General features: G+C 44.2%; 21 protein-coding genes and 1 riboswitch. Of the genes, 16 read left to right on the top strand and 5 right to left on the bottom strand.

Annotation, left to right across the window (positions count from 1 at the left end; genetic code table 11):
* From IQQ51_RS01265 to glpG, 5 genes are all read left to right on the top strand, one after another.
* A partial coding sequence (locus tag IQQ51_RS01265) for a cell division ATP-binding protein FtsE (RefSeq protein WP_228012635.1) occupies positions 1-491 on the top strand: 491 nt, incomplete at its 5' end.
* A complete protein-coding gene (ftsX, locus tag IQQ51_RS01260; protein WP_193840171.1) occupies positions 478-1,446 on the top strand; it encodes a permease-like cell division protein FtsX in 969 nt (322 codons plus the stop codon). The genes IQQ51_RS01265 and ftsX, both read left to right, overlap by 14 nt.
* 177 nt (positions 1,447-1,623) lie before the next feature.
* A complete protein-coding gene (gene rpoH / locus IQQ51_RS01255; RefSeq protein WP_017055518.1) occupies positions 1,624-2,481 on the top strand; it encodes an RNA polymerase sigma factor RpoH in 858 nt (285 codons plus the stop codon).
* A gap of 440 nt (positions 2,482-2,921) precedes the next feature.
* Positions 2,922-3,242, top strand: coding sequence for a thiosulfate sulfurtransferase GlpE (gene glpE, locus IQQ51_RS01250; RefSeq protein ID WP_017061039.1), 321 nt, complete (start codon positions 2,922-2,924; stop codon positions 3,240-3,242).
* Between the two features lie 58 nt (positions 3,243-3,300).
* Positions 3,301-4,143 carry a rhomboid family intramembrane serine protease GlpG gene (gene glpG, locus IQQ51_RS01245; RefSeq protein ID WP_017063770.1) on the top strand — a complete coding sequence of 281 codons (843 nt, stop codon included), beginning with the start codon at positions 3,301-3,303 and terminating at the stop codon, positions 4,141-4,143.
* 86 nt (positions 4,144-4,229) lie between these two features.
* Here glpG and IQQ51_RS01240 read toward each other — a convergent pair whose 3' ends face one another.
* Positions 4,230-4,637 (bottom strand): flagellar basal body-associated protein FliL, encoded by a 408-nt coding sequence (locus tag IQQ51_RS01240; protein ID WP_193840155.1) that lies wholly within the window; start codon positions 4,635-4,637, stop codon positions 4,230-4,232.
* 162 nt (positions 4,638-4,799) lie between these two features.
* Between IQQ51_RS01240 and IQQ51_RS01235 the strand changes: the two genes are divergently transcribed.
* A complete protein-coding gene (locus IQQ51_RS01235) occupies positions 4,800-5,342 on the top strand; it encodes a chorismate lyase (protein WP_164091128.1) in 543 nt (180 codons plus the stop codon).
* Complete coding sequence (ubiA, locus tag IQQ51_RS01230) at positions 5,343-6,197, top strand: 4-hydroxybenzoate octaprenyltransferase (protein ID WP_048610746.1); 855 nt, start codon at positions 5,343-5,345, stop codon at positions 6,195-6,197.
* Between the two features lie 104 nt (positions 6,198-6,301).
* On the opposite strand, the gene plsB is transcribed toward ubiA, so the two are convergent.
* Positions 6,302-8,725 (bottom strand): glycerol-3-phosphate 1-O-acyltransferase PlsB, encoded by a 2,424-nt coding sequence (gene plsB, locus IQQ51_RS01225; protein WP_048610744.1) that lies wholly within the window; start codon positions 8,723-8,725, stop codon positions 6,302-6,304.
* A gap of 220 nt (positions 8,726-8,945) precedes the next feature.
* Between plsB and IQQ51_RS01220 the strand changes: the two genes are divergently transcribed.
* The 4 genes from IQQ51_RS01220 (at position 8,946) to dinF (ending at position 12,472) form a co-directional block, all read left to right on the top strand.
* Positions 8,946-9,308, top strand: a complete 363-nt coding sequence (locus IQQ51_RS01220; protein WP_048615036.1) for a diacylglycerol kinase — start codon at positions 8,946-8,948, stop codon at positions 9,306-9,308.
* A gap of 94 nt (positions 9,309-9,402) precedes the next feature.
* Positions 9,403-10,023 (top strand): transcriptional repressor LexA, encoded by a 621-nt coding sequence (gene lexA, locus IQQ51_RS01215; protein ID WP_019820514.1) that lies wholly within the window; start codon positions 9,403-9,405, stop codon positions 10,021-10,023.
* A gap of 97 nt (positions 10,024-10,120) precedes the next feature.
* On the top strand, positions 10,121-10,999 hold the full coding sequence (locus tag IQQ51_RS01210) for a class I SAM-dependent methyltransferase (protein WP_048610739.1): 879 nt from the start codon (positions 10,121-10,123) through the stop codon (positions 10,997-10,999).
* Positions 11,000-11,116: 117 nt separating this feature from the next.
* On the top strand, positions 11,117-12,472 hold the full coding sequence (gene dinF / locus IQQ51_RS01205; RefSeq protein WP_193840154.1) for an MATE family efflux transporter DinF: 1,356 nt from the start codon (positions 11,117-11,119) through the stop codon (positions 12,470-12,472).
* A 189-nt stretch (positions 12,473-12,661) separates the two neighbouring features.
* On the opposite strand, the gene sthA is transcribed toward dinF, so the two are convergent.
* Positions 12,662-14,062, bottom strand: coding sequence for a Si-specific NAD(P)(+) transhydrogenase (sthA, locus tag IQQ51_RS01200; protein WP_017061048.1), 1,401 nt, complete (start codon positions 14,060-14,062; stop codon positions 12,662-12,664).
* Positions 14,063-14,389: 327 nt separating this feature from the next.
* Between sthA and fabR the strand changes: the two genes are divergently transcribed.
* Both fabR and IQQ51_RS01190 read left to right on the top strand, forming a co-directional pair.
* Positions 14,390-15,031: an HTH-type transcriptional repressor FabR gene (fabR, locus tag IQQ51_RS01195; RefSeq protein ID WP_010438693.1), complete on the top strand. Its 642-nt coding sequence runs from the start codon at positions 14,390-14,392 to the stop codon at positions 15,029-15,031.
* Positions 15,031-15,402, top strand: a complete 372-nt coding sequence (locus IQQ51_RS01190) for a YijD family membrane protein (protein ID WP_050649833.1) — start codon at positions 15,031-15,033, stop codon at positions 15,400-15,402. The genes fabR and IQQ51_RS01190 overlap by 1 nt, the downstream gene beginning before the upstream one ends.
* Before the next feature lie 81 nt (positions 15,403-15,483).
* Here the strand turns inward: IQQ51_RS01190 and trmA are convergent, their stop codons facing one another.
* On the bottom strand, positions 15,484-16,593 hold the full coding sequence (gene trmA / locus IQQ51_RS01185) for a tRNA (uridine(54)-C5)-methyltransferase TrmA (protein WP_017061050.1): 1,110 nt from the start codon (positions 16,591-16,593) through the stop codon (positions 15,484-15,486).
* Between the two features lie 154 nt (positions 16,594-16,747).
* Positions 16,748-16,953, top strand: a riboswitch (cobalamin riboswitch).
* 39 nt (positions 16,954-16,992) lie between these two features.
* On the opposite strand from trmA, the gene btuB reads away from it, so the two are divergent.
* Genes btuB through murI form a run of 3 tightly spaced genes read left to right on the top strand, consistent with a single transcriptional unit; the run spans position 16,993 to position 20,409 of the window.
* A complete protein-coding gene (btuB, locus tag IQQ51_RS01180; RefSeq protein ID WP_050634964.1) occupies positions 16,993-18,828 on the top strand; it encodes a TonB-dependent vitamin B12 receptor in 1,836 nt (611 codons plus the stop codon).
* Positions 18,829-18,876: 48 nt separating this feature from the next.
* Positions 18,877-19,542: an adenine nucleotide alpha hydrolase gene (locus tag IQQ51_RS01175; RefSeq protein WP_193840153.1), complete on the top strand. Its 666-nt coding sequence runs from the start codon at positions 18,877-18,879 to the stop codon at positions 19,540-19,542.
* Positions 19,543-19,602: 60 nt separating this feature from the next.
* A complete protein-coding gene (gene murI / locus IQQ51_RS01170; protein WP_193840170.1) occupies positions 19,603-20,409 on the top strand; it encodes a glutamate racemase in 807 nt (268 codons plus the stop codon).
* On the opposite strand, the gene IQQ51_RS01165 is transcribed toward murI, so the two are convergent.
* The gene (locus tag IQQ51_RS01165; RefSeq protein ID WP_017061054.1) at positions 20,372-20,824 is read right to left on the bottom strand and encodes an RNA recognition motif domain-containing protein; all 453 of its coding nucleotides are present in this window, start codon (positions 20,822-20,824) and stop codon (positions 20,372-20,374) included. The genes murI and IQQ51_RS01165 overlap by 38 nt on opposite strands.
* Between the last annotated feature and the right edge of the window lie 642 nt (positions 20,825-21,466).

Raw genomic sequence — 21,466 nt, 5'->3', positions numbered from 1 at the left:
ATCACGATATCACTCGAATCCCAGCCAAAGATATTCCTTTCTTACGCCGTAATATTGGGATTGTTTTTCAAGACCACCGCCTGCTGATGGACCGTTCGATTTTCGATAACGTCGCTCTGCCTATGCGTATTGAATCTATTTCTGAAAACGAAATAAAACGCCGAGTCAGTGCTGCGTTGGATAAAACCGGTTTATTAGATAAAGCCCGTTGTTTGCCAAGCCAACTTTCGGGTGGTGAACAACAACGCGTGGGTATTGCTCGCGCCGTGGTTAACCGTCCAACTCTGCTTTTAGCCGATGAGCCCACCGGTAACCTAGACCCTGAATTATCTAACCGTGTATTACGCTTGTTTGAAGAGTTCAACCGCGCAGGTGTGACCATCATCCTAGCGACGCACGATATCGGGTTAGTGAACACTCGCCCTCAGTACCGCCATCTTGAATTAAACCAAGGATTTTTGAGTGAGGTTGAAGATTATGGCCGCGAATAAGCGCATCAAGAAACCTCAATCTAATCGAGCAGTAAACCGCGCTTCAAGCGACGGCTTCTTTGTTGTTCACTGGAAACAAGCCAAGTCATCGTTCTCGCAAATGTGGCAGCGCCCGTTAGGCAACTTGCTGACCCTTGCGGTGATCTCTATGGCGTTGGCGATGCCAGCTTGTTTGTACCTATTAGGTAAAAATGTTGGGGAAGTGGCGCAAGATGTCACTAGCCCGTCACAAATAAGTGCTTATGTAGAGGATGGTATTCCTGAGCCACGAGTAATGGTGCTTAAGGATGAAATCGAAAGTTGGGATCAAGTTGAGCTGGTGGAGTACATTTCTCCGCAGCAAGGGCTTGCAGACCTCAGCCAATATTCTGGTTTTGAAGACGCCCTAACCATCCTCGACGATTACTCACTGCCAGGTGTTCTGGTGATTACGCCAAGCGTACACAGCGATACCTTAATTAAAGAGCTAGCAGGCACAGTTAAACAACAAGAATTAGTCACCGATGTTCGTCTAGACGAAGATTGGTTAGCTCGATTAGATGCGATCAAAGCACTCGCGGCTGTCATCGTGATTACCTTAACGGTATTGATGTTGGGCGCGGTATTTCTGATTATCGGCAATACACTACGATTTAATGTGTTGGCGCATAAAGAAGAGATTCAAACCATGAAGCTGATTGGTGCGACCGACAGCTACATTCTTCGACCATACCTTTATGCTGGAATGTGGTTTGGCGTATTAGGTTCGATTAGCGCTTGGGTAATGACGGCATTAATTACCGTATTACTGAACAGCGCAGTGGATGACTTGGCTCAGCTATACGACAGCCACTTCCGTTTAATTGGCCTGAGTTGGGATGAATCTTTACTGCTTTTGATCGTCGGAACCCTGCTTGGTAGTGTGGCTGCGAAGCTTTCTGCACAGCGTCACCTAAAAGAAATTGAACCAGTTTAGGTGAATAGAGTCATATTTAGACGAAAAATAGGCACTTCTTAACCAGTTTTTGCCTTGTATAGACGAATTGATTATGCATAATTACTTCCCCCTCCTTGAAACCTGTTCATTTTAGGTTCAAGATTGTCGGGTTTTAATAGATGTATTACTCCAGATCAGAGATTGATGAGGAACCGAATGGCAAACCAAGCGTATCAAATGGCTTTAGTCACACAAGATAGTTTAGATAGCTATATCCGCTCAGCGAACAGCTACCCAATGCTGACACCTGAAGAGGAACGTGGACTTGCAGAGCGATTACATTACAAAGGTGAGATCGACGCTGCGAAAGGCTTGATCCTTTCCCACCTACGATTCGTGGTGCACGTTGCAAGAGGCTACTCTGGCTACGGGCTGCCAATGGCTGATCTCGTCCAAGAAGGTAACATCGGCTTGATGAAGGCTGTTAAGCGCTTCAATCCAGAAGTTGGTGTTCGTCTCGTCTCGTTTGCTGTTCACTGGATCAAAGCTGAAATCCATGAATACGTTCTACGTAACTGGCGTATCGTTAAAATTGCGACCACTAAGGCACAGCGTAAACTGTTCTTTAACCTTCGTAAGTCTAAAAAGCGTTTGGGTTGGTTCAATAACGGTGAAGTTGAGACGGTTGCTCGTGAACTGGGTGTTGAGCCTTCAGAAGTTCGTGAGATGGAATCTCGCTTAGCAGCACAAGATGCGACGTTTGAAGCGCCTATGGACGATGACGATGGCGGTTCTGCTTATACTGCTCCAGTTTACTACCTAGAAGACAAAGCGTCAGACGTTGCTGAGACGGTTGAAGCGGCTAACTGGGAGTCACACACCAATAATCGCCTAGGGCTAGCACTAGCAAGCTTAGACGAGCGTAGCCAACACATTGTTCGCTCACGTTGGTTAGACGACAACAAGGCAACACTGCAAGACTTAGCGGATACCTACAGTATCTCTGCTGAGCGTGTTCGCCAGTTAGAAAAGAATGCGATGAAGAAATTGAAACAAGCCGTTGGTGATTTCTAGTAGCATCTAGTTTCTATTAGCTTCTACTTTCTAGTAGAGCTAACAAATAGCTGAATTTTGAAAAGGCCGAGATCGAGAGATCTCGGCCTTTTTGTTTTGGATCGATTTCTCAACTTTTGCGATCGAAATTTGCAAAATGATTTTGTGGATAACTCTGTGAGAAGTTTATTCGTCAGCTGTCTAAAAGCAGGGTGTAGTAAGACTTTGACGGGTTTTTTCGAGTGGGGATATGTTTCAGTTAACCCACAGTTAGATCAGGATCATTACTACATGTTGTGGATCTATTTTTGAAAAGGCACTTTATTCACGCAATTCACAGATTTATCCACAAATGGTGTAAAAGTGATCGCTGGTGGATAACCTTATTAAGTGGATGTGAATGTTAGCCTTGGGATAGGTTACAATGGCAGCAAAGTAAATCAGTATAAAAAGAGAAAGTCATGGACCAGTTTAAACATATCGATGTTAAAGGCGCTCAAGCCCTCATCGAACAAGGCGAAGCTCGACTTGTCGATATACGTGACCCGCAATCTTTTGCGGTTGCCCACCCAAAAACAGCCTACCACCTGACTAACGATACGATGGTGTCGTTCATGGATGAGGTTGAGTTCGAACAACCTATTTTAGTGATGTGCTACCACGGCATCAGTAGCCAAGGCGCAGCACAATATTTAGTGAACCAAGGCTTTGAAGAGGTATATAGTGTTGATGGTGGTTTCGAAGCTTGGCATCGTGCTGAACTTCCAGTGATCGCAGGTTAATTACTTTCATCACCTGAACCGCTTCAAGCATCCCGCATAGAATGAATAGGAAGTAACAATGATTAGATTGATGGTGTTAGACAATCCACGTCTTGCTCAAGCATTTATTGATTATATGGCCTCTCGTCAGATCCCTATTCAGATGTCTCCAGAGGGAGAAGGGCGTTTTGCTCTTTGGCTTCTTGATGGCCAATTTCAGGTTGAAACCGAAGCTGAGCTGAATCGTTTTCTGGCTGAACCCAATCATAAGCGCTATCAAGCGGCGTCTTGGGATATGGCAGAGACCAGAAAGAGCAACTTCCATTACCACACGCCAAGCTTCATGGGCATGATCAAAGCCAAAGCAGGCCCAGTGACACTAAGCCTGATGTTGGTGTGTGTGGTGATTTTTGCGCTGCAACAGATCGGTTTTGGCCAAGCTATTTTCAATGCCCTGCATTTCCCAGCGGTGGATGGACAGCAATGGCAATTGTGGCGTTGGCTGAGTCATGCCGTTCTGCATTTCTCTGTTATGCACATCGCATTTAATATTTTGTGGTGGTGGCAGCTAGGCGGAGACATTGAGAAGAAACTAGGTAGCCTCAAGCTACTTCAGATCTTTGCTGTATCTTCTGCGCTTTCAGGTGCTGGGCAGTATTGGGTTGAAGGGGCGAACTTCGGTGGTTTGTCTGGTGTTGTGTATGCCTTGGTTGGTTACTTATGGGTTGTCGGTGCGAAGGCGCCACAGCTTGGTTTGGGTATCCCAAGACAGATTGTCGGCTTTATGTTGGTGTGGTTGGTACTTGGGTACATGCAGCCATTTATGGCTATCGCCAATACGGCGCATTTAGCCGGCCTAGCCGCCGGTGTGATTATAGGCTTTATCGATGCGATGAAAGCACCAAGCTCGGCAAGAAGTTAACTCATCTCTTCTAGCGAGTAGCCAAACGATAGAGACAAAAAAGCGGCCAGATGAGCCGCTTTTTTGTTGGGATTCGTTTTACATCATTACTGATAAAGGTATTTGGTAAACAGTAAATCAGCAATCAGGGTTTTACCTGTCTCTGGAAGCAAAATCTTGTTGAGGTGTTCAACTAAGGATTTTCTTAAGTCTTCACGGCCAGATAGAGATTTAATGGTTTCTTCGTTTTGTTTGCCAAGCAATTCAATCACCGCATCACGAATCAGTGGTTGGTGATGCTCAATGGCAGCTAGGTCATTGCTGTTCGCAACCATAATATCGAGGCGAACCTGAATGTAGCCCAGTTTTTTACCTTTAGTGTAAAAATTGGTGGTCAGGTCTGGCTCTAGCGTGAAGTAGGCTAGTTTGGGTGCCAATTCCTCTTCAGCGAAACTTGATGCTGAAAAGAGTAGGGTAATCGCAAGAATTATTTGGGCTACATAACGTTTGTGCATATTTGTGACTTTTCTTTAGTTTATTCGCGATATTCGAAACGCATTAGTCTTGTTACAATGAGCGGTCTAAATCTAAATACGTTTACAATTCGAAGAGCGCTTTAATTTTGTTCGAAAGTTGAAGCTTTATTGTACGTGTAAAGTCACCTATTGAATACTAGTATGAATCAGCCAATATCGCTGTATCTTAATTCGTTAATGAATGTAGATTGGCAAAGTACAGAAACATTTGATTTTCCTAATGAAACCACCAAAGAGTGGCTTATGGAGCAAGGTTCTCTTTCCCGCAAGTTGGGGAAGTGCTGTCAGCACCTGTCTGTTGAGTTGCTTCATAATCAAGTTGTAGAACGCTCAATGCTACAACAGGACGAGGAACATCTTTTATCATCGTTTGATTGCTTACTGCGTAAAGTGATTTTAAAGGGTGATGACGAACCGTGGGTGTTAGGTCGAACCTTGATTCCCCGAGTCACATTAGAAGATCATCAGCACTCAGACCTTTCTCAACAAGGTAATGTCCCGCTTGGATTGACCGTTTTCAGTGCTGAGAACGTGGAGCGAGATGCGCTGCAAGTCGGTTGGGTTATCGCAGGCGATGAGCGATTACTCGCGCGTCGTTCTCGATTATGGATGAATCATAAACCGATGCTTGTGGCTGAACTGTTTTTACCAACATCACCCATTTACTCTAAGGAGAGTGTGTAAATGCTTGCCACCAAAGCGAAGGCGTATTGGCAATTAACGCGAATGAATCGCCCGATTGGTACCCTGTTACTCCTTTGGCCGACCTTGTGGTCACTGATTATCGCCGCACAAGGTATGCCTGATTTTGATGTCTTGGTTGTTTTCGTACTCGGCGTGGTGTTGATGCGTTCAGCTGGCTGTGTGATCAATGACTTTGCTGACCGTAAAGTAGATGGCCATGTTAAACGTACCAAGCAGCGCCCATTACCCTCAGGTTTGGTTTCCAGCAAGGAAGCGATTCTGCTCTTTTTAGTGCTCGCCGTAGTTTCATTCTTGCTGGTACTGACCATGAATCCACTGACCATTAAGCTCTCATTTATTGGTGTGGGTCTGGCGTTCATTTACCCTTTCATGAAGCGTTTTACGCATCTTCCACAGTTGTTTCTTGGCTTAGCGTTTAGCTGGGCGATACCAATGGCTTGGGCGGCACAAACCAATGAACTGCCAAGTATTGTGTGGTTTATCTTCGTGATTAATGCGTTGTGGACGATTGCTTACGACACGCAATATGCGATGGTTGATCGAGATGATGACTTGAAGATTGGTATTAAATCGACGGCGATTCTATTTGGTCGCTTCGATAAACTGATTGTGGGCTCTTTGCAACTCGTCACCCTAGCGATGCTGATTGCGTTAGGCATGCATTACCAACTAGGTGATACCTTCTATTGGGCATTGTTGGTAGCGGGAAGTTTGTTTGTGTATCAACAACACCTGATGCGCCACCGTGATCGAGACCTTTGCTTCCAAGCCTTTCTCAATAATAACTATGTTGGAATGGCAGTGACAGCGGGCTTGTTCATTACCTTCTGGTAAGCATCGGCTTTTCTAGTTGACGAATGCTAAAGAAAAAGGCACCCATTGGGTGCCTTTTTTGATCGCGTTTCGGTCTCGCTATTCAAGAGATTCCAAGCTGATGATTACTCTGCTTGGTGGATACTCTCTTGAATCGTCAAACGTACTTCTGGGTAAAGCATTGAGTAGAGAAGCTTAGCGAATTGCTGAGTCTTTTCTAAATCACAGTTACCATCGTTATCCAGATATTGTTGTTGTTTCAGAGTGGCGAACATCGACGCAAACACGCCTTTATCGAAGAATTCTGGTGCATTGATGCCTTGCAGACGACCAAGTCGCTGTGCAATGTCTTGGCTCTTCTGTTCAAGATCGGATTTATCCAGATCAGGGTTCTCTGCTAACAGGTTCAAAGCAATAGAGTAGCGTTGTAGCGTTTCTGAAATCGTACGACCTAACAGCATCAGTGCTTGGCTGTTTGATTGGTTGATGGTGACTTCGTTATCAGAAACCACAAGCATACCTTGGTTAACCAGCTCTTCAATGATGTTCGACACTACGTCTTCAAGCTTGTCTTCGTCGTAGCTAAGGAACAGCTCTTTCTTCAAGAACGGGTAGATAGCAGCAACGTTCTCTTGGATCGCGTCAATCGATAAACCGCGCTGACGAATGGTCATCTGTGCAATTAGCGATGGTAGAGCAAACAAGTGAATGATGTTGTTTCGGTAGTAGGTCATCAGAATTGACTGGTGACGGTCTAGCGAAATGATGTCGCCCATTGAGTCTGATTCAATCAAGAACTTGTTCAGTGATTCAGCATGTTTTACTAAATCTTCAGCGCTGTCTTTTGGCACAGTGAACGTTGCCGAATATGGAACGTTCTTAAGCAGAGACAGGTAGCAATTGATCTGAGAAACCAAAGAGTCACGAGACAATGCACGCTGTCTTGAAGCCAATAGTGCCGTGGCACAAAGAGTCAGGGCATTGGTCGCTGCCGCATCGTTAATGTGCGTCATCATTTTGGTCGCCAAGTCATTAACCACCGGGTTCATCCATTGTGGTTTGCTGGTGCCCATTGGGTCGATGTCTTTGGTCCACTCAGGTGAGTGTTCATTCAGGTATTGGTTCAGTTGAATCGGCTCACCGAAGTTCACGTAGCCTTTACCAAAGTTACGCAGCTTACGAATGGTACGAATCACTAAGCTCGCGTTTTCTTTCTCTTTACGCTTACCACGAAGTTCTTTCGCGTAAGTCGCTACTTCCATCACGTGCTCGTAGCCGATGTATACAGGAACCAAAGTCACCGGGCGGTTCATGCCGCGCAGCATAGCCTGAATAGTCATCGCTAGCATGCCCGTTTTCGCTTGTAGTAGACGACCTGTACGAGAACGACCACCTTCACTGAAGTACTCTACTGAGTAACCTTTAGCGAACAGTTCCGCTAGGTATTCACGGAAAATCGTCGAGTACAGCTTGTTGCCTTTGAAGCTACGACGAATAAAGAACGCACCACCATGACGGAAAATAGGACCGGCAGGGAAGAAGTTTAGGTTGATACCCGCAGCGATATGCGGAGGCACCATGCCTTCATGATAAAGCACATAAGAAAGCAGTAAGTAGTCCATGTGGCTACGGTGACAAGGCACGTAAACAATCTCATGACCATCTTGAGCCAACTTACGAACCGTTGAAGCGTTGCTGATATGTAGGCCTTGGTACAACTTATTCCACAGCCAACCAAGAATCTTCTCACCACGCTTGATCAGCGAGTAAGAGAAGTTCGCAGCAATCTCGTCCATGATGTCTTGAGCTTCTTTGCTCGCTTTCTCGATCGAGATGTTCTTTGCTTGCGCTTCGTCTTCAATCGCTTTTTTGATCGCTTCTGATTTTAGTAGACGATCAAACAGAGCTTGGCGGCTTGGCAGGTTAGGGCCTGATGCTGCAAGCTTTTGGCGAGAGAAGTGAATACGTGCCACGCGCGCCAATTTATGTGCGATGGTGCTGTCAGTGCCATGTGAATTAGCCATGTAGCGTAGAGAAACCACTGGGCTGAAACGCACCAGACAGTCACGACCTGCGAGCAATACCGCTTTTGATTTCTCTAAGCCGTTCATTGCCTGTAGGTAAGGCTTCTGATTATTCTCTTTACCAGGTTTGCGCCCCCACAGAACGGTAGCAGGGATAACTTGAACATCGAGTTCAGAGTCGTCAGCGTGCAGTGAAAGCAATTCAGAGAACACTTCAATTGAAGAGCTTGGTACATAATCATCGTCTTGCAGCAGAGTTTTGCGAGAAGAGATGAAAACGTAGCGTTGCAGTGATTTGCCGTTGATTTCAAGCTTGCTCAACGGATCAGGTAGGCCTAATTCAAGTGCATGTTTTTGCAATGTAAGAATGTCGACACTTGAGCGAAACGGTAAGGCGTATACAATCGGTTTGCTCAAATCAATGTTCAAATCCTCAACAGGGTTTGAAGGAATTGATGTGCCCTTTACCAATACGGATAAAGGTAGCTTCATTAATGAACGTGAAAAAGATTGTCCAGAAGACATATAGGTTCACTGCCTCAATAGTTATTTCAATGTGCTGAAGCGTATCTCTATTTCTCTGATAAAAAGGATAAATCCTATGAGTGAAATAGGGATAAGCCTAGGCGTAAATTTAATCGATGCAAGAATACCAGAAACTGGTCTAACCTTTTAATGGAAATAGTCATATTGCCGTTAAGTTTGTGGAAAATCATTCATCGACTGATTGAGTATAGGGTTAAAAATGACCAAAAAATCAAACACCGGATTCAAACGCATCATCAAAGCTGCAGGCTTTTCATGGCAAGGCATTACGAGTTCGTTTAAAAACGAGGCTGCATTTCGACAAGAAGTGTTCATGGCGGCCGTGCTTATTCCGTTGGCATTTTACCTAGATGTAAGCCAAGTTGAGCGAATCTTGATGATCTCATCGGTGGTATTGGTGATGGTTGTCGAGCTAATCAATACCGCGATTGAAGCGGTTGTCGACCGAATCGGCAGTGAGCATCATGAGTTATCTGGGATGGCGAAAGATGTCGGCTCGGCAGCGGTTTTCATCTGTTTGGCACTCGCAGGTTATGTGTGGCTAGAGATCTTGTTTTTGTAATTTGCTAAAAATGAACTAAAAACAACCAATTGCTTTGCTTTTGTTCAGTTACTGGATATACTCACAGTCAACTGTATAAAAAGACAGGTGAATCATGAAGCCGTTAACGCCCCGCCAGCAACAAGTCTTTGACCTTATCAAAGGTAAGATCGAAGATTCCGGTATGCCACCGACACGAGCAGAAATCGCGCGTGAACTAGGCTTCCGTTCTGCTAATGCTGCAGAAGAACATTTGAAAGCTCTTGCTCGTAAAGAAGCGATTGAGATTATCCCGGGTGCGTCTCGCGGTATTCGTATTTTGCTTGAAGATGCAGCAAACGAAGAGCAAGGTTTACCATTAATCGGTCAGGTTGCCGCTGGTGAGCCTATCTTGGCTCAAGAGCATGTAGAAATGCATTACCAAGTTGACCCTGGCATGTTTAAACCACAAGCTGACTTCTTACTTCGTGTAAATGGCGAAAGTATGAAAGACATCGGTATTATGGATGGTGATTTATTAGCTGTTCATAAAACACAAGATGTACGCGATGGTCAGGTTGTCGTGGCTCGTGTCGATGATGATGTAACGGTAAAACGCCTAGAACGTAAAGGTTCAACGGTTCTGTTACATGCTGAAAATGAAGAGTTTTCTCCAATCCATGTCGATCTAGAATCTCAACACTTGTCTATTGAAGGACTTGCGGTGGGTATTATTCGCAACACCGACTGGATGTAGTCAGTACAAACAGCTTATTGATATTTATTCTCAACAACTTGTTATTGTAATTGATATTCATTATCATCTTCTTTGTCGAGATACAAGGAAGATGATGATGCCAAACCCAACCAAACCTCAAATGAAGCCGCTTACTCGTAAGCCGCGCTCCTCTGTTCAAAAGGCTTCTTCTGAACAAGGGTCTGCACATCAAGAATTCCAAGTTCCGACCAACCTCGTTCAACACCTTTGGTTTCGTAGTCGCGAAAGCCTAGCCGATGATGGTCTCGTTTATGACCCCATCGCAGCTCAAGCCTGCAAGCGTTGCCAGCTCGCACCAGAATGCCTTACTGGTGAGCTCGACCAACAACAACTTCTCTACGCAACACTGACTCAACTTTGTGACTCTCAAGTTCAGCAATTTCTATCTCACAACCCAGATGCTTGGATCATCAATGTTGGAGCAGGGCTCGATACCCGCTTCTACCGTTTAGATAATGGACGCTGCCATTGGGTTGAGCTGGATGTGACGGAAAACCTTGTGTGGCGCCAACGCCTGTTCCACAAAAATGAACGCTATCGTTTGGAGTGTGGTTCTGTCGATGACCTAACTTGGTTGGATGAACTGAATATTCCAGAACAAGCCTCGGTGATGGTGGTGTGTGAACATGCTCTGCTCGATTGCAACGAGCAACAGACCGCGAACTTCATTCAGTCTTTGAGCCGCTACTTTACTCATGCACACGCGTGTTTAGTGTTAGCTGGAGATAAAAGCTCAAGTACGTTGGGACAAAAGCTTGGTTCAGGAAAGTATGCTCATGGGTTGTCTTCACCAATAGACAGCGTTCTTAATTGGCTGCCATGGGCACAATGGGTAAAAGCGTTCTCTCCCCTAGACCAGCAATGCAACCGTTGGAAATTGTGGCAGCGACTTCTTTGTAAGATCTCTCAGGTCAAAAAGCGTTTAACGCCGCAGTTAGTGCTCGTTAAGTGGTAATCCTAGGTGTTTTGTATTTCGAGTAACTGAGTACATAGCCGGTATAAGTAAAATTCCACAACATAGTGAAAGCCCACCCACTAGGTTAAACTATCGCCTCTAATCTAAGAGGTGATCGTGAAGCTATTTAATCCCCAAACTATTTTTCAAACGCTATCCAATCAGGCGATGCATAAAAAAGTGCTGTTGCTCGCGATCCCGATGGTTCTCTCTAATATTACTGTGCCACTGCTGGGCTTAGTCGATGCGGCGGTTATCGGTCACCTCGAGCACTCTTGGTATTTAGGTGGTGTGGCGCTGGGCGGCACAATGATCAGCGTGACCTTTTGGTTGCTCGGTTTCCTGCGTATGTCGACAACAGGGCTAGCCGCACAATCTTATGGTGCGAATGATGGCAAGCAACTTGGTTTAGTATTCGTGCAAGGCGTGACCATGGCCTTAGGGTTTGCTGGTATCTTTTTGCTTTTACACAGTCTAGTCGCCGATTTAGTTTTCTCATTGAGTAGCGCCAGCGATCAAGTTAAGCACTATGGTCAGCAATATTTTTCAATCCGCGCCTGGAGTGCGCCTGCCGCGCTGACTAACTTTGTGATTCTAGGTTGGCTGCTCGGGACTCAAAATGCCAAAGCGCCAATGTGGATGGTGATCATCACCAATATCACCAATATCGTTTTGGATATCGTTTTTGTTATCGGTTTAGGGTGGCAAGTGGAAGGTGCAGCATTGGCATCTGTAATGGCTGATTATGCCGGTCTAACATTTGGCTTGATTTGTGTTTACCGAATCTGGGCGAAGAAACAGTTACCATCGGCATGGGATCTGCTTAAGAAAACCAGCCAAGGTTTGAGTCGTTTCGTGAAATTGAATCGCGATATCTTTCTTCGTTCATTGTGTCTACAAGCGACTTTCACTTTCATGACCTTCCAAGGTGCAAGCTTTGGCGATGATGTTGTTGCGGCCAATGCCGTGTTGATGAGTTTCTTGATGATCATCTCTTATGGGATGGATGGCTTTGCCTACGCAATGGAAGCGATGGTCGGTAAAGCGATAGGCGCGAAAGACAAAGATGAACTGAACCAGTCATTGATTGGTACTTTCTTCTGGAGCTTCAATATTTGTTTGGTACTGACCATAGTGTTCGCACTCGCTGGCTCGAGCTTAATCAATATGATCACCACAATCCCAGAGGTTAAGAGCCAAGCTGAGGTGTATTTACCATGGTTAATCGCAATGCCATTGGTGTCTATGTGGTGCTTCTTGTTGGATGGTATTTTTGTTGGAGCAACCAAGGGCAAGGGTATGCGCAATAGTATGTTTGTTGCGACCTGCAGTTTCTTTGCGATTTTCTACTTAGCATCAGGTTTAGAGAACCATGCACTGTGGCTAGCGATGCTGAGCTTTATGGCAATGCGCGGAATTGGTCTTGGTGTGTTGTTTGTTTCTCAGTGGAAGAAGGGGGAGTTTCTCGCTTAGCTTACTTAGATAGAGTAGTTCAGGGAGCGAGAAAGAGAAGCTGTGCAGGTAAAGGGGCATTTAGAACATCATGATCTAATTACTATCAATGTCTTATTATTCAGTATTTTAAATAAAAACAGCAAGCGCGTTGCTTGCTGTTTATGTATTTGGCCTATGGGTGGTCAAATACTCCTATTGGTTATTTATCTAGAATAAACGGTTAAGCCCGTTAAGAGCGGCAACACGATAAGCTTCCGCCATCGTTGGGTAGTTAAAGGTCGTATTCACAAAGTACTCGATGGTATTTGCTTCACCTTTCTGTTCCATAATCGCTTGTCCGATATGGATGATTTCAGCGGCACGCTCACCAAACACGTGGATACCTAAAATCTCTTTGGTTTCGCGATGGAACAGAATCTTCAAGCTACCAATATCTTTACCCGCAATTTGAGCACGAGCTAGGTGTTTGAATGAAGAACGTCCTACTTCATACGGTACTTTAGCTGCGGTAAGTTCTTGCTCGGTTTTACCAACAGAGCTGATCTCAGGGATGGTGTAGATACCAGTTGGAATGTCTTCGATAAGGTGGCGTTCAGCTTCACCTTTCACAATTGCCTGAGCCACAAATCGACCTTGGTCATAAGCTGCGCTTGCTAGGCTAGGGTAGCCAATCACATCACCGACAGCGTAAACATGGTCAACATTGGTTTGGTAGTTGGTGTTTACTGATACTTGACCACGCGAGTCCGCTTCTAAGCCAACAGCACCAAGGTTCAGTTTATCGGTATTACCCGTTCGGCCATTAGCATACAGCAGGCAATCAGCACGCATCTTTTTGCCTGACTCTAAGTGAATGATCACGCCATCATCAGTGCCTTCAATTTTCTCAAAGGTTTCATCGTTACGAATCACGACGCCGCTGTTCCAGAAGTGATAAGAAAGCGCATCTGAGGTTTCATTGTCTAGGAATGACAACAGACGGTCACGAGTATTGATAAGATCGGTTTTTACACCCAAACCGCGGAAAATCGATGCGTATTCACAACCAATAACGCCAGCACCATAGATGATGATGTGTTGCGGGTCGTGTTTAAGAGAAAGAATCGAGTCGCTGTCGTAGATACGTTCATGCAGGAAGTCGACGTTATCTGGTTGGTAAGGGCGAGAGCCTGTCGCGATAACAAATTTGTCTGCGCTGTAATGTTCTTCAGTGCCATCGCTTTGCATTACCGAGACAGTGTTGGTATCGATAAAACGTGCAGTACCAAATACCAACGTGCACTGGTTGCGGTCGTAGAAGCCTTGGCGTAATCGAGTCTGCTTGTCGATAACCGATTTAGCATGCCCCAGAATGTTGGAAAACGTTGAGTGAATGCTTTTGTTATTCTGACAAAACAGCGGATTGCTGTTGAATTCGATAATACGACTTACGGCATGGCGCAGTGCTTTTGAAGGAATGGTTCCCCAGTGAGTACAACCACCACCAACGCTGCTCTCTTTTTCAATGATAGCAACGTTCAACCCGGCTTTGGTTAATCCCATCGCTGCCCCTTCTCCTCCGGGGCCACTACCAATTACGATTACATCAAAGTGGTTGGAGTGCGGCATAGATATCTTCCTTGTTATATTTGATTAACATTGCTTTAGCGAGATTTTAACTGATTCTGTTCTCGGGTACATGAAAAGGGCATCAGAGAGTCGGTGGGATCACGCAGTGTTATCGAAAAAATAATATTTGGTATGTCGTATGTCTCCAAATGACAGTGTGGATATTGAAATTTTTTCTTCGAACGTATTTACTTCGGTACGTGAACAAAGAGGTATGTTTAGTGTCTTATATAACCAGAGTGCCTTATATAAATAAGTGATTCGCGTTATATTGAACAGAGTATTAGACATGCCTGTTTAGGCTGTAAAAGAAGAAATTGATAAAGTATGAAACCAATGGGCATTCGCGCACAGCAAAAAGAAAAAACTCGTCGCAGCTTAATCGATGCAGCATTTAGCCAACTCAGCGCCGATCGTAGTTTTTCCAATCTAAGCTTGAGAGAAGTCGCTCGTGAGGCTGGAATAGCACCGACTTCCTTTTATCGTCACTTCAAAGACATGGATGAGCTTGGCTTAACCATGGTTGATGAAGGTGGCTTACTGTTGCGCCAGTTAATGCGTCAAGCTAGGCAACGCATAGTAAAAGAAGGCAGTGTGATTCGAACATCGGTTGAAACCTTTATGGAATTCATTGAAAGCAGCCCTAACGTATTCAGACTGTTATTGCGAGAGCGCTCAGGAACTTCATTTGAGTTTCGTGCAGCGGTAGCTCGTGAGATACAGCACTTCTCTGCTGAGTTAACCGAATATTTAATAACGACTGGCATGACACGAGACGAAGCTTTCACTCAAGCAGAAGCCTCGGTCATATTAGTCTTCAACTCAGGGGCAGAAGCATTAGATTTAGATCGACGTCAGCGAGATGAATTGGCTGAACGCTTGATCATGCAATTGCGAATGATGGCCAAAGGAGCTTTTTGGTATCGTAAAGAACGTGAACGTAACCGATTAAAAGGCGGGATTGAATAATGTCGAATGAAAATAATACTGTAAACCGTGGTTCTGAAAGAAAGACACTCGTACTTGCTGTTGTAGCCGGTGTGTGTGGTGATGCATTGTTATCTTGGGTAACAATGAGCGAAGTGGGCTTCTCTATTTTCCCGCTGATCGCTTTAGTTTTGGCAGTACAAGCGCTTTACCAAGAATACCTAACTAACCCAGTATCTGAAGATATCCCACTAGTAGGTCTAGCTTGTTTCTTCGTGGGTGCATTTGGCCACTCGGCTTTCGTGAAAGCACAACACCCTGATGCTGGCTCAAACTTCTTTGCGATTATTGTCGCGATGCTGCTTTTAGCCTGGATAGGTAAGAAGCTAGGCTTTATCGGTAAAACTGCTTAAACCAATCTACAAATAAAAAAAACGAGCCAATTGGCTCGTTTTTTTGTATCTGCTGTTTGTCTTAGACCGAGAAAGCGAGGTTTATGCTTTGCGCTCTAAGAACACACCCGCTTCCATGTGGTGGGTGTAAGGGAACTGGTCAAACAGAGCAAAACGAGTGATGTCGTGCGTTTCGCTTAGGATGTCTAGGTTCTCTTTCAATGTTTCAGGGTTACAAGAGATGTACATGATACGCTCGTAGCCTTGAACCATCTTACAAGTGTCAACATCCATACCTGAACGCGGTGGATCAACAAAGATAGTGTTGCAGTTGTAGCTCTTAAGATCGATGTTCGCTTGCTGTAGACGACGGAACTCACGCTTGCCTTCCATTGCTACAGTAAAATCTTCTGCAGACATACGGATGATCTGAACATTTTCAATGTTGTTCGCCGCGATGTTGTATTGCGCAGATTCTACTGACGGCTTCGCCAGTTCTGTTGCCAGTACACGCTCGAAGTTTTGTGCCAGTGCTAATGAGAAGTTACCGTTACCACAGTAAAGCTCAAGCAAGTCGCCTTTGCTGTCTTGAGTACAGTCGACAGCCCATTCCAACATTTTCTCTGCTACTTTGCCGTTTGGTTGAGTAAAGCTGTTCTCTACTTGCTGGTAGATGTAGCTATCACCATTCACGTCTAGCTTTTCAATTACGTAGTCGCGGTCCAGTACAATTTTCATCTTACGCGCACGGCCAATCAGGTTTAGGTTAAAACCTTCATCGTTTAATTGTTGCTTAAGTGCTTTAGCATCTTGAATCCACTGTTCACCTAATTGACGGTGGTAAAGCAGTGACACCAAAATCTCGCCGCTTAATGTAGAAAGGAAATCTACTTGGAATAGCTTGTGGCGCAGAGAGTGGTTGTCCTTCATTGCATCTGTTAATAGAGGCATTAGGTCATTGATAAGACGGCTAGCTGCAGGGAACTGGTCTACGCGGTATTTTTCTTTAGTCTCTTGATTGAACATGACGTAATACATATCGTCACCTTCATGCCACACGCGGAACTCAGCACGCATGCGGTAGTGTTGTTCTGGAGATTCATACACTTCCAGTTCAGGCACATCATATTCTGAGAACATTTCTGTAAGACGCTCTGTCTTTTCTGCCAGTTGTTCTTGGTAGCGTTGCGGGTTTACATCTAAATTCGCCATTGTTATGCCTTTTGCTGTCGTGCTTTTAAATCAAGAGCGCAGATTTTATTCAATCACAGGCGCTTGTCCAGTGTTGAGAGCCATTCAATGTAAATCGACCATGAAAACTATAGCTTATAACAATCTTAGACTAGACAAATGATTCAGAGGCCAATACTATCTTCGGCAAGCTGGTGCCATTTAGATGTATAGATGGCTGAAGAGGGAATCTGGTGTAAATCCAGAACTGACGCGCAGCGGTAAAAGAGAACGAGTATTCATAAGACACTGCAAATAGCTTTTTGTGGGAAGTCGAATATTAGGTAACCATAAGGGTTGTGCTCTTGAGTCCGAATACCTGCCAGCGGCCAAACCATAAGATGTGGTTTGGTAGGACTTTACGCGATTTAGGATCACAACATGAACAAATCCCTTTTAGCGGTTGCTGTAGCATCGCTGCTTTCACCTATCTCCAATTTACACGCCCAACAAGCATCTGCCGACGAAACCATGGTGGTGACGGCTAACCGTTTTGAGCAGTCTGCCACGGCGACATTAACTGATGTTGAAGTTGTTACTCGCCAAGATTTTCAAAGAACACAAGCTAAAACAATCCCAGATGTGCTGAGAAGATTAACAGGGATCCAGATTACTCAAAATGGTGGTAGAGGACAGCTCGCTTCTATATTTGTTCGTGGAACAAGTTCCGATCAAGTCCTCGTTTTAGTTGATGGTGTTCGTTTTGCTCGTGCAGCAAAAGGTGCAGTAGACTTCAACCAGATCCCATTGAGTTATGTTCAGAGGATTGAGTATGTGCGAGGAGCTCGGGCTTCTTTATACGGTTCTGAAGCAATTGGTGGTGTAATCAACATTATTACGATTGCTCGTGCGACGGATGAGTCAACAACATTGAGTGCTGGTTTGGGTAGCTTAGATTATCAAGAACTTAGTCTAGCATCCGGTGTTGCGACTTCTGAAAATGGTCAGCTAAACCTTGCTATTAGTCATGAAAGCGATGAAGGCTACAACGTTAAGCCCGTACCTGGCTTAAATGACGGCGACCGCCATGGCTTCGAAACGTTGAATGGTTTGATTGGTTATACCCATAAGTTGAATGAACAATTCAGTGTATTTGGTAATGTTCGTGCCTATGAGAATATTTATCAGTATGACAATACATATAGTACACGTAGTTATATGGAGTCTGAAAAAGACGATTTATCAGTGTCTATTGGTGGTACTTATCAAGGCAGTCAATTACGCTCTGAGATGCAAGCTACAGTACAAAGCCAAGATTCTTGGAACTATCAATTTGGTGAAAGCAAAACCTCTGGAACTCAAGATGAATTAGAACAAAGCAATGTTCAGTGGATTAATAGCTATAAATTAAACAAGAATGTTGTGTTAGCTGGTGGCGTTGATTGGCGTGATGAGTCATATGTAGATAAGAATGCGAATAAAACATTCGACCGTTCTAACTTGGCTGTATTCGGCCTATCTTCGGTCACTGTTGATTCTGCAACTTTAGAAGCAAGTGCAAGAGTCGATGACAATGAAGAATTTGGTACAGAAACGACATATAACGTTGGCGTTGGTTATCAATTTATTCCAGAATTTGGAATGAAAGCTTCATATGGTACAGCTTTTAAAGCTCCAAACCTTTACCAACAGTATGATCCGTTATACGGAACTCAAGATCTTAAACCAGAGGAGTCTGACGCGATTGAGGTGGGCTTTTATGGTCTAGTGAAAGACGTATATTGGACATTAACTGGATACGATTACAAAATCACCAATCTAATCGATTACCACCCAACAACATATAAATACATTAACGTTGATGGTGAGACGCATATTCAGGGTGTAGAGCTGACTGCCGAGTTTGACACGGGCATTGTTCAACACCAGTTGAGTGCTGATTATAAAGATGCAGAAGGTGATGATGGTAAGCAGCTGCAACGCCGAGCAAAAGAACTGTATAAGTGGAATGCATTGGTGGCATTTGACGTTGTCGACTGGTCTATAAGCTATCAATATGTAGGTAAGCGACCTGATGTTGATTACGGTACATGGCCATATAGTGATGTCACTCTCCCATCTTATTCATTGGTTGACACTGCTGTTAGCTATTACGCTAATGAGAACACGACGATCAGTGCTCGTGTTGATAACTTACTTGATGAAGATTACGAAACGGCTTTAGGGTATCCAGCCGCAGAGCGAGCTTACTACTTGAACGTAGCTTACCAATTCTAATTATCACCTAAACCGCCTTCGGGCGGTTTTTTCTTATTGGGTATATCAATGAAAAAGAAAGTCGTCATAAGTTGGTCGTCAGGCAAAGATTCTACATTAACCCTAGAACGTCTACTTGAAAGCACCGAGTATGAAGTTGTTGCTCTCTATACTACGTATGTGGGAGATGAGGTTCCTTTCCAAGTCACTCCAATCGAGGTTGTTGGAATGCAGGCAACATTGATTGGTTTGCCATTAATAACGATTGAGCTGCCGGAAGTCTTCCCAAGTAACGAGATCTATCAAAGTACGATTGTTACGGCGCTTAAAGGATCGGGTTTATCTATTGATGCCGTGGCATTCGGCGATATGTTTTGCAATGGTATTGCTGATTACCGAAGAAGTTATATAGAACCTGCGGGTTGGGAGTGTGTATTTCCTCTACTGGGAGAGAGTAGTCAAGCGCTGGCTCAAGAAATCATAGATAGAGGAATCGAAACCTTTCTCGTCACAGTCGATAGCGATGCATTAGACATGGCCTATTGCGGGAAAGAATACACGCCTGAGCTAATTGATAGTTTGCCAAGTCACGTCGACCCATGTGGTGAAGATGGTGAGTTTCATACCTTAGTAACGTCAGCGCCATGCTTTAAAGGAAAGCTTAAGATAGAGCTAGAAAATGCAGAGCAGGGTGAGCGCTTTGTGCATCAACGCTACCGAGCTTGCATTATATAGAGTGATGATTGGCGAAAACTAAGTGAAGGGGTATCATTGCTGCGGAACTTCTTACAGGTAATGGTTGTGTCGGAAAGCATACAAAAAAACATATTGGTCTTTGATTCTGGTGTTGGCGGTCTCTCTGTATATAAAGAGATAAGCCAGTTACTGCCCAATCACAACTATATCTATGTATTCGATAACGAGGCTTACCCATATGGTGAGCTCGATCAGCAAGTCCTCATTCAGCGAGTCCAAAGTATTGTCGCCAGCTTTATGGCAAGTCACGCTATTGATATTGTGGTGATAGCTTGTAATACGGCCAGTACGATAGTCCTGCCTACACTTCGCGCTAATAACCTTATCCCTATTGTCGGTGTTGTCCCGGCAATCAAACCTGCCTCGTTACTGGCTAATAAAGCGGTTGGACTTATTGCAACTCCTGCGACGATTACTCGTGAATACACACACGAGCTCATCAAAAACTTCTCGAGTAATAAAAGAGTAGAGCTGTTGGGTTCAACTCGGCTGGTGGATATGGCCGAAGATAAACTCAGAGGTGAGGAGATTAACCTTGAAGAGTTGCAGCAAATCCTTCAACCGATGATCAACACAATTGATGTAGCCGTATTAGGGTGTACCCATTTCCCATTGATCAAATCAGAGATTCAACAAGTACTGGGTGAAGGTGTAGTGCTGATAGATTCTGGTAAAGCGATAGCTAAACGGGTTCAAGATTTGTTGGGTTTGGAAAGCATTAATAAAGAAGGGGGAGTGCGTGAGGTTTTTTGTAGTGCACTTCCTAAAAAAGAAAGTGCACTAAATAGTATGTTAAAGCAGTTAGGGTTTAGCTCAGTTCAGATTCGTCCGCTTCAGGATGTTTAGGATCATTTGCAACACGTACTTTTAAAGTGCGTTGCATGTAATCTTTATCGTTAAGTGCAGAGATTGCATGATTCACATCATTACTTGCCATAACAACAAATCCAAAGCCTCTTCTTTTACCAGTACGTTTGTCTTTCATTAAACGTACTGCAAATACTTCACCATGCTCTGAGAATAATTCACGTACATGTGATTCGTTCGCTTTGTATGGAAGGTTACCCACATAAAGTGTTTTGGTTGAAGCCTTAGGTTCTGAATCTGATTTTGAGTCGGTGCTTGAAAAGTTAACAACAAAAGCGGAAGCCAAGACACCAAGGATAAAGGTAATTGCAGGCGATATATCTACCTGAGAGAAAACAATGCCGCCTAATACAGCCAGTGCGACAATTAACAACATCGATTTTTTTGAGTTCATATCGGAATACTACATATTAATAAACGAAATAGACGCATCTACCATTAACAAAATAGACACATGAATCTTACGTTCATGGCTTCCATTTTTCCAATGTATTGCTGTGATACGTCTCAAATGTTTAGTTTTTATTCGAAAAATGCGGATCTGGTGGCTTTTTAGGCGAACAAAACTTTTATTTCAAAAAGCCCTTGTGCTCCATCTCAATCTCTCTATAATGCCGCCTCACCGACACGGAGTGAGACGAAAGTCACACAGCGAAATCGGTAGAGAAAAAGAGTTTGAAAATAACCCTTGACTCTCAAAGTGGTGCAGGTATAGTACGCACCCCTAGCGACTGAGATGTGAATCACAAAACGCTAGCGCTCTTTAACAATTTAAACCTATCAATCTGTGTGGGCACTCGTTGATGAATATCAAAACGTTATTACTTAGGTAATGACAGTTACTTCGGTAACAAAATTGATTTCAATGAACTGAGTGACCAATACGTTTAACTACTTGTAGTTATTCGGCACAGTCAATTCATTACCATTCTGTTGGAATGGTAATAGCTTTAGAATTACATGTTTCTGTTCTTTTTCGAAAGAGCGGTAAATATTAGTTTTGAAGTCAGTATTCGTTGAGTCACAAAATCTTAAA

It is taken from the genome of Vibrio sp. OPT18, assembly GCF_015163615.1.
In the GTDB taxonomy this organism is placed as follows: Bacteria; Pseudomonadota; Gammaproteobacteria; order Enterobacterales; family Vibrionaceae; genus Vibrio; species Vibrio coralliirubri.
This window is presented reverse-complemented; position numbering and strand designations above follow the sequence as displayed.